Source organism: Lactobacillus sp. UMNPBX12, assembly GCF_002553955.1.
Classification (GTDB): domain Bacteria; phylum Bacillota; class Bacilli; order Lactobacillales; family Lactobacillaceae; genus Lactobacillus; species Lactobacillus crispatus.
On the sequence record NZ_PCYY01000060.1, the window covers coordinates 1 to 1,570 of the forward strand.

A 1,570-nucleotide genomic window follows, 5' to 3' on the forward strand; every position below is an offset into this window, starting at 1 on the left:
TGTGAACCATTAGTCTAACCTTAATTTCTTAAATATTTATCTGATTTATTTCCCTACCGAAATCATTCAAATAGCTATGACCTGCCGTTAAACTTTCAATTATTCCATGATGAATGCCCAGATGGGTTTCATGCATCTTTCTTAGACTAGCACGAACTGCACCTTTCAATTCTTCCTGATCACCAATATCCAGCTGTCCACCAGCGAACTCACTGCTAAGCCAGTATTCCAGTTCATTGTTTTTGATACAAGTCAGTACACGCAAGATTCCTTCGGCACCATCTTCTGACCAGTATTTTCCTTGCCCTTTGACGCGATAGGTATATTTGCGATGATTGCTTTCACAGCAGCCAATTGCTTTAATTACCGACAAATGACGCATTTTGAATGGTTTTATATCCGCCCAGCGACGATGAAGATAGCTGCGCAGAAGCTTTAGGTTTTCATGATTTTCTGGCGTATTCAGTTCATCAATCAGATTGCTTTCAATCGTGTCTAAAATTACATCAGTTAAGTGACGGTCATATTTAAACTCAACTGCGCTGATCAATTTGCCTTGCATAGCTGGCATAAAGCTTAGACGGTCCTTAATTTTTTTATTCAAGTGAAAGACATCCAAGAAGTGTTCGTGCTGCCGGCAATAACCAACTATTTCATCAAAATCTTTCTTGGCATAACCGGCACCGCCATCGGCATTACTGATGATTAAAGTATCGCTTAAGTCATAGGTATTAGCTAAATAGGTTTTAATTTCTTGCAAAGCATCCAAGCGGCTTAAAGAAACAAACTCTTTGGCCTGAACTCTCTTCCTGCGCTTTTGGCTTAAATTAATAATATCCTCACAGACTTGATAGCGATGAAACTCTAGCCGTTTCTTGGTGCCCTTAATCACAACACCATCGCCTTCAAGATAAAGTACTGGCACCTTTTTCCTTTGGGTAATGCCATCGTATCTTTCTTCCGACTGTTGTTGGTTTTTAATCAGTTTGCCTGCTTGAACTATCAGTTTGCCAACTTGACTATGACTAATGTTAAAACAAGAAAGGGTATTAACTGCCAAAGCAGTGTTACGGTAAGTTGCCACAGCACTAACCTGTAAAACATCCTTCACTGCTAAAACACTATAACGCTTATACTTGTCATAGCCCATCAGCTCATCCAGCGGGTATTTAGCCTTTTTGCCTGGACAAATATATCTCCTGCGCCAATAGCTAATCTCTCCAAAGACAGTTACAACTGAACGCTTATTTCTCTTTTCAATCTGATAGCCTTGCTTTTTAGTCTCCTCAACTAAACCAGCATCAACTTCTTCTAGCGCTAGTTTCATTAATTCTCTAATTAGATTAAAGAAATAGCACATTAATGCCTTTTCACGAGCAATAACATTATTTTCAGACTTAATAATTTTCACGATATCAGTTATAATAGATTCCATAAAAGACCAGCTTCTAATGTGTTTTTGTTCTTAACATCAGACTACTGGTCTTTTTGTTTTAGCTCAAGTCCAAATTCAAAGGACTTGAGCTTTTTAATTATTTATTCAACTTACCGCAAAAAATTATACACTTAG

General features: G+C 38.0%; 1 protein-coding gene. It reads right to left on the bottom strand.

Going from position 1 to position 1,570, the window contains the following annotated elements; translation table 11 throughout:
• Positions 1 to 28: 28 nt before the first annotated feature.
• Positions 29 to 1,435, bottom strand: coding sequence for an ISLre2-like element ISLcr1 family transposase (locus CP363_RS10460; protein WP_098036223.1), 1,407 nt, complete (start codon positions 1,433 to 1,435; stop codon positions 29 to 31).
• Between the last annotated feature and the right edge of the window lie 135 nt (positions 1,436 to 1,570).